The sequence below is a fragment of the Devosia sp. genome, from assembly GCF_017307565.1.
Taxonomy (GTDB): domain Bacteria; phylum Pseudomonadota; class Alphaproteobacteria; order Rhizobiales; family Devosiaceae; genus Devosia.
Map to the genome: position 1 here is coordinate 1 of NZ_JAFKHD010000300.1, position 6,381 is coordinate 6,381.

Consider the following 6,381-nt stretch of genomic DNA (forward strand, 5'->3'; position numbering starts at 1 on the left):
AAGACGCGCAATGAACATTCCCTCCGATATCGGTCCCTCCCGGGACGAAGTCCAGGCCCACCGCGGCGCATCGGCAATCGCCCCAGAAAACACCATCGCCGCCTTCCGCGCCGCCGCCGAACAGGGCGCGCTCTGGGTGGAACTCGACGTTGCGCTTTTGGCCGACGGCACGCTGGTCGTTATCCACGACGACACCGTCGATCGCACGACCTCAGGCACGGGCTCGCTGGGCGCCCTGACCCATGCCGAGGCCGCCGCGCTCGATGCCGGCGCCTGGTTCGACCCCAGATATGCCGGTGAACGCCTGCCGACGCTCGAAGAGGCCATCAAGGCGCTGGGCGAACTTGGCCTCAGCGCCAATGTCGAGATCAAGCAGCACAAGCACCACAAGTCGCTTGACCAACTGGTTCACGCGGTGCAAGCCGACATCCGCAAACGCGCGCCCAGAACCGAGATCATGATCTCGAGTTTTGACCCGGAAGCCCTCAAGGCCATGCACTCGCTGGAGCCGGACCTCGAAATGGCCATGCTCTGGTGGAAGGCGCCCGAGGACTGGGCGGACAAGATGAAGCTCATTCCCGCCACGACCATGCACGTCAACTACAAGACGCTCAGCATCGGCATGCTGGAAGAGACCAGCAAGAGCGGCATCAAGGTTCGCGCCTGGACCAGCAACAACCCCGTCGAACTGCTCTCCTTCTGGGGTGCGGGCCTTACCGGGGTCATCACGGACAATCCCAAGCTTTTCCTGGGGTAGTAGAGGCCCTTCGCCAAGATGCTGTCGCACCGGCAACGCGAGATCCTGAGTCTGATCGAGTCCGAAGGCGCTCAATATATCGAGCAGCTTGCGGCCCGCTATGACGTGACCACGCAAACCATCAGGCGTGATATCAACACGCTCTGTGACATGGGCTATGCGCGCCGCTTCCATGGCGGCGTCGACGTGCCGGTGGGCGCACGCAATATTTCGGTAAATGCCCGCGCCGCGCTCAATAGCGGCGCCAAGCAGAAGATTGCGGCGCGCATCGCCGCGGCAATCCCGCCGGGATCCACCGTCTTCATGGGCATCGGCAGCACCATCCAGTTCGTGGCCGCAGCCCTGCGCGATCACCTGGACCTGCGCGTGGTGACCAACAATATCGACGTGGCGCTGACCCTGTCCGAAGCGCCGCAGGTGGAAGTACACATGACTGGCGGCCTGCTCCGGCACAACGACCGCGACGTGGTCGGCCCCGATGCCATCAATTTCTTCGAGAAGTTCTATGCCTCCCACGCCGTGGTCGGCGCCGGCGCGCTCGATCCGGACAAAGGGCTTCTGGATTTCAGCTATAGCGAAGCCCAGTTGACCATGAAGCTTCTGGAAAATGCGCGGCTCAAATTCCTTGCCGCCGACAGCAGCAAGTGGTCGCGCGATGCTTCCGTGCGCGTCGCGCCGCTGAGCGCCGTCACCCATTTTTTCACTGATGTGCTGCCGACCGATGGCCGGGCCGCCGCCGCTTTCGAAAGCGCCGGCACGATTGTCGAGTTGTGCGGCGGAGACGTCGAATGAGCTTCCTGGGCCCCATCCCCCAGCCCGAAGACCTGCGCGACGTGCGCTATCTTCTGACCGATATCGACGACACCCTGACCACCGAGGGCCGGCTGCTGCCCGAAACCTATCAGGCGCTATGGGACCTGGAAAAGGCAGGGATCGGCGTCATCACCGTGACCGGTGGGTCCGCCGGCTGGTGCGAACATATCGTGCGCGCTTGGCCCGTGGCGGCCGCCATTGGCGAAAGCGGGGCTTTTGTGATGACGGCGCGCAACAACCGCGTCGAGGTCGAATATTGGGAAGACGAGGTCTTGCAGGCCGAGCGCCAGCAGCGCCATCTGACCTCCGTCCTGCCCCTTCTCGGCGATCGTTTCCAACTGGCCCATGACCAGCGGTTTCGCCTCGCTGACGTCGCCATCGATATCGTCGGCTATCCGCGCGCCGAGGTGGATGCGCTGGCCGAACAGATCCGCGCGCTCGGCGGCACGGTCGCCATCAGCTCGGTGCATATCAACACCTGGATCGGCGACTACAACAAGCGCACCATGAGCGAGCGCCTGCTGCGCCGCCTCGGCCTTGATGATGTGGATCTGGCCGAAAAGGTCTGCTTTGCCGGGGACTCCCGCAATGACGCGCCGATGTTTGCCTTTTTCGGCAAGACCTTCGGGGTCGCCAATATCCTGCCGGTGCTGGACGACCTGCCCAAGAAGCCGCGCTGGATTTCGGCCGAAGTGGCCGGCCGTGGTTTTGTCGACATCGCCAAGGCGCTGCTCGCGGCGCGCTGAGGGAAAGGCGGAGCCCGCCTTTCCCATTGGGGTCAGACCCCGGTGATCATCGAGACGATCTCGTTCTTGTCGGTCTTCGCCGTCTCGCGCACCCCGATCTGCTTGCCACGACGCAGCACGCAGATGCGATCGGAGAGGCGAAACACCTGATCAAGACTGTGACTGATGATCAGCACACCGATGTTTCGCGATTTGAGCGCTGCAACGGTCTTTTCGACCTTGGCGGTTTCAGCGACGCCGAGCGCTGCCGTCGGCTCATCGAGCAGCACCAGCTTGCGCGCCCAGTGGGTGGCACGGGCAATGGCGATACCCTGCCGCTGGCCGCCCGAGAGATCGCTGATGGTGGCATGCGCCGAGGGAATGCGCACGTCGAGTTCGGTGACGAGGCGCTCGGTTTCAGCGATCATCCGCCGCCGGTCGAGCACGCGGAGCGGGCCCTTGGTCAGCTCGCGACCGAGGAACAGGTTCATGTAGACCGGCTGCTGATCGACCAGAGCCAGATCCTGATAGACGACCTCGATGCCATGCTCGCGCGCCTTGGTGGCGTTGGGCATGGAGACTTCCTGCCCATCGATGCGGATGGCGCCGGAGGTCGGCGCATGAACGCCCGAGATGATCTTGATCAGGGTCGACTTGCCGGCGCCATTGTCCCCAACCAGCGCCACGACTTCACCAGCGCGGACATCGAGCGAAAAATCCTCGATGGCGACAATGCCGCCAAAGGCCTTGCGGATATTGCTCAGCTCCAGCACGGGAGCATTTGCGGTATCGAGCATGTTCCCCTCCTAGACCGGCCAGCTTTCGGGCTCGCCAAACCCGTTCTCGATGCTTTCCACCTTTGGCTTGCCCGAGGCACTGCCCGAGTCACCGAACACCGCCGTGTCGCCGGGGCGCGGGACACGCGCCGTCGTGGCATCGATCATCGCGTAATAGTCGATGGCTGACGGTGGCGGGATTTCGACTTCGAGCAGCGCTGCGGCATCGGTCGTGGGCTCGGGCGAGACCAGCGCTTTCACGGCGTAGTCGGGGAAGATAGGGTCGATGTAGAAGCCGCCGCCGAAGCAATAGGCCCGCCCACCCGACAGGTGGGACACCTCGGTAAGGTAGAGAACGGCGGGCAGCTCGGGCAGGTCTTCGACCACGTGCAGCGCCGTAGTCCCATGGATGCCGTTGCCCGGCTCGCATTGGGTGGCGCCGGCCTCGGCAAGACCCTTGAGCAGCACCGAGGAGGTCGTGCCCGGCGCGTTGATCTCGATATCCTGCCGGCGCGCGCGGCGGAGCGCATCGGCGGCACGCGAAAGCGTCGCCAGGTTCGGCGTCGGTTTGACCTTGCGGCTCTCGTGATCAAAGAGCAGCGCCGGGAAGGTCGTGATCCCGGCAAAGCGACCGCCTTCGATCCGGTCAAAGCCATTGGCGATCTCGACGATATCGGCAGCATCGAAACCACCTTCGTGGCCGCGATAGAACGTGTCCCCTTCCGCCTTGATGCGGGCGAGAAGGTTCTGGCGATAGCCGGCCCTGTGCGCGGCGTGACCCGCCTCATGCGCCTTTTCGGCGTTGAAGACGGTCCAGTAGTCGGGGCGGAATGTCCGTGCGGCGGCTTCCGCTTCGGCGCGCGCCACCTGCGACAGGTGGCCGAGATGGCCAACCGACATGCCGGCGCGATGGGTGGCGCGGGCACAGGCCATGTCGACGGCAACAGACTTTTCTATGCCGCCGCGCTGGACGGCGTGGCAGAAGCTCGACGAGCGCCCGACCTGCTTGGTCATGGCAAAAATCTTGAGCCCGTTCTTCTCGGCTTCCGTTTTGAGGGTGCGGGCATTGGCTTCGACAGTGTCGAGATCGAGCACATAGGAATTGGCCGGGATCTGGCCCGATTGGTGCAGCGCCATCGATGCTTCGACAAAGCGCGGATTGCGGCGGCGGAGAACGTCGAGAAACATTGCTTGTACCTCAGCGAGTCTTTTCGCGCAGCGACACGGCGACTGCGACGAGAATGATGAGACCGCGAACGATCATCTGATCGGAAACCGAGAGGCCCATGAGAATGAGGCCATTGTTGAGCATGCCCATCAGCAGCGAGCCGACGAGCGCACCGATGACCGAGCCCTTGCCGCCATTGAGCAACGTGCCGCCGACGATGACGGCGGCGATAACCGTCATCAGGTCGGTTTCGCCCAGCGTATATTTGGCAGCCTGCAAGCGCCCGGCATAGAGGAGGCCGGCTAGACCCGCCAGGCCACCGCTGATCATGAAGACCCAGAGCCGGATGCGCGAAACCTTGATGCCGGTGACCTGCGCGGCGCGGGCATTGTCGCCGGTGGCAAGCACATGAGCGCCGAAACGGGTCTGGCGATAGACGACATGGCCTATGGCCACGGCAACCACGGTCCAGATCACGAGCGACGGAACGCCGAAGAGCGAACCCGAGCCGAAGATGCCGGTAAAGAGTGGATCGGTGACCGGGATGGAGCGCAGCTGGGTAAGCGAGCGGCCAATGCCTGCGACGAGGCCCATGGTGGCGAGCGTCACGAGGAAGGATGGCAGTCGCAGCCAGGCGATCAACACGCCATTGATAGCGCCGACGAGAAGACCTGCGCCGAGACCTGCAAGAATGCCGACCGGAAAGGCGGCGGCAGGCATGGCGGCCATGGCCATGGCCGCACAAAGCGCCGAGACGGCGACGGTCGAGCCGAAGGAGAGGTCTATGTCGCCTGCCGACAGCACGAAGACGAGGCCGATTGCCATGATCGTCGCGGGTGCGGTCTGCAGCACGATGTTGACGAGGTTGCGCTGGGTCAGAAACCCGCTATCGCGCAGGACCACGGCAAAGAACAGGAATATGGCGAGAAACCCGACATAGACGACATATTGCTGGAGATTGATCCGCGCGAGGACGGATCGGACAGGACTTGCCGGGGCGGCCGGACTGGACGCGGACATGGCGAGGTTTCCTTGCATGGGATGGCCGGGCAGCGGACCGCCCGGCCGGATCAGAAACTTACTTCGCGCTCAGGACCGACGCGGGCGCATCGCGATGCAGCGACTGCTGCCAGCCTTCGGCGACATTGTCAGCCGTAACGGTCAGAGCCGGAGCAACGACAAAGGCCGGCACTTCTTCGCCGAGGAGACCCTTGAGACCGGCAGCGGCCATAGCGCGGCCGAGCTCATAGGCTTCGTCAGCGACGAGACCGATAACATTGCCGCCCTTGACCATGTCGAGCGCGACCGGCTCGGAAAGGTCGAGAGTCACGATCTTGGTCGTGGTGTTGCCGGCACTGCGCAGAGCCGCGAGCACGCCATCGGCCGGTTCGGCCCAGGTGACATAGATGCCATCGAGATCAGGATTCTGCAGCAGCATGGCATTGGCCAGCTCTTCAGCACGGGCCGGATCGGAAATGCCCTGTTCGGCGACGATCTTGATGTCGGGATAGTCGGCTTCGATCGTGGTCTTGAAGGCGTTGTCGCGCTGGTTGGTCACATAGTAGTCGGCGTCATGGAAAATCCAGCCAACCTTGCCTTTGCCGCCGATGGACTTGGCGAGGACGTCGGCCGCCTGCTTGCCCATCTGGAAGAGATCGTCGGTGACGATGGCGGCATAGTCCTTGCCGTGCACATAGCCGGCCGGCAGGTTGGAGAGGAAAACCAGCTCCGCGCCGGCATCGATGGCGCCGCGGAAAGCTTCGGCCGAAGTGACCGGATCGAGCGGCAGCGACAGGATGACATTGGGCGACGCGGCGAGCGCGGTTTCGATGTCGGACCGCTGCTTGGCGGCGTCGAAGCCGGCATCGGTGGTGACGACGACATTGACCCCGGCACGGGCGAATTCATCCTTGGCGCCGGCAGAGACGGCGTTGATGAAATCGGACGAGGTGTGCCACAGGAGGGCCGCCTTATAGTCCTTACCCTGGAGCGCTGCGATATCAGCGTCGGTGAGGACGACTTCCGAACTCGGGGTTGCGGTTTCTCCGTTCGGACCGACGGTCTGGGCGAAGGCCGCTCCGGCGATGTGCTGGATGGTTACGAAGCAGCTTACGAAGCCTCTCACGTTTATACGGATTTGAA

General features: G+C 63.6%; 7 protein-coding genes. 3 read left to right on the forward strand and 4 right to left on the reverse strand.

Features of this window, described 5'->3' with window-relative positions; all coding sequences use genetic code 11:
- Positions 1-10: 10 nt before the first annotated feature.
- From J0I64_RS08940 to J0I64_RS08950, 3 genes are read left to right on the forward strand one after another with little or no spacing between them, the layout of a single operon-like run.
- Positions 11-757: a glycerophosphodiester phosphodiesterase family protein gene (locus J0I64_RS08940; RefSeq protein ID WP_291407292.1), complete on the forward strand. Its 747-nt coding sequence runs from the start codon at positions 11-13 to the stop codon at positions 755-757.
- 18 nt (positions 758-775) lie between these two features.
- A complete protein-coding gene (locus tag J0I64_RS08945) occupies positions 776-1,549 on the forward strand; it encodes a DeoR/GlpR family DNA-binding transcription regulator (protein WP_291407281.1) in 774 nt (257 codons plus the stop codon).
- A complete protein-coding gene (locus tag J0I64_RS08950; protein ID WP_291407283.1) occupies positions 1,546-2,316 on the forward strand; it encodes an HAD-IIB family hydrolase in 771 nt (256 codons plus the stop codon). Before J0I64_RS08945 ends, J0I64_RS08950 begins: the two co-directional genes overlap by 4 nt.
- A gap of 32 nt (positions 2,317-2,348) precedes the next feature.
- Here J0I64_RS08950 and J0I64_RS08955 read toward each other — a convergent pair whose 3' ends face one another.
- From J0I64_RS08955 to J0I64_RS08970, 4 genes are read right to left on the reverse strand one after another with little or no spacing between them, the layout of a single operon-like run.
- Positions 2,349-3,092 (reverse strand): ATP-binding cassette domain-containing protein, encoded by a 744-nt coding sequence (locus J0I64_RS08955; protein ID WP_291407285.1) that lies wholly within the window; start codon positions 3,090-3,092, stop codon positions 2,349-2,351.
- A gap of 9 nt (positions 3,093-3,101) precedes the next feature.
- Positions 3,102-4,259: an alanine racemase gene (locus tag J0I64_RS08960; RefSeq protein WP_291407287.1), complete on the reverse strand. Its 1,158-nt coding sequence runs from the start codon at positions 4,257-4,259 to the stop codon at positions 3,102-3,104.
- 10 nt (positions 4,260-4,269) lie between these two features.
- Positions 4,270-5,259, reverse strand: coding sequence for an ABC transporter permease (locus J0I64_RS08965; RefSeq protein WP_291407289.1), 990 nt, complete (start codon positions 5,257-5,259; stop codon positions 4,270-4,272).
- A gap of 58 nt (positions 5,260-5,317) precedes the next feature.
- On the reverse strand, positions 5,318-6,376 hold the full coding sequence (locus tag J0I64_RS08970) for a substrate-binding domain-containing protein (RefSeq protein WP_291407294.1): 1,059 nt from the start codon (positions 6,374-6,376) through the stop codon (positions 5,318-5,320).
- Positions 6,377-6,381 lie beyond the last annotated feature (5 nt).

Bases quoted from the DNA above. Each gene is read 5' to 3' on its own strand.
- J0I64_RS08960 (WP_291407287.1), bottom strand. From the start codon at position 4,259: ATGTTTCTCGACGTTCTCCGCCGCCGCAATCCGCGCTTTGTCGAAGCA.
- J0I64_RS08940 (WP_291407292.1), top strand. From the start codon at position 11: ATGAACATTCCCTCCGATATCGGTCCCTCCCGGGACGAAGTCCAGGCC.
- J0I64_RS08955 (WP_291407285.1), bottom strand. From the start codon at position 3,092: ATGCTCGATACCGCAAATGCTCCCGTGCTGGAGCTGAGCAATATCCGC.
- J0I64_RS08965 (WP_291407289.1), bottom strand. From the start codon at position 5,259: ATGTCCGCGTCCAGTCCGGCCGCCCCGGCAAGTCCTGTCCGATCCGTC.
- J0I64_RS08945 (WP_291407281.1), top strand. From the start codon at position 776: ATGCTGTCGCACCGGCAACGCGAGATCCTGAGTCTGATCGAGTCCGAA.
- J0I64_RS08950 (WP_291407283.1), top strand. From the start codon at position 1,546: ATGAGCTTCCTGGGCCCCATCCCCCAGCCCGAAGACCTGCGCGACGTG.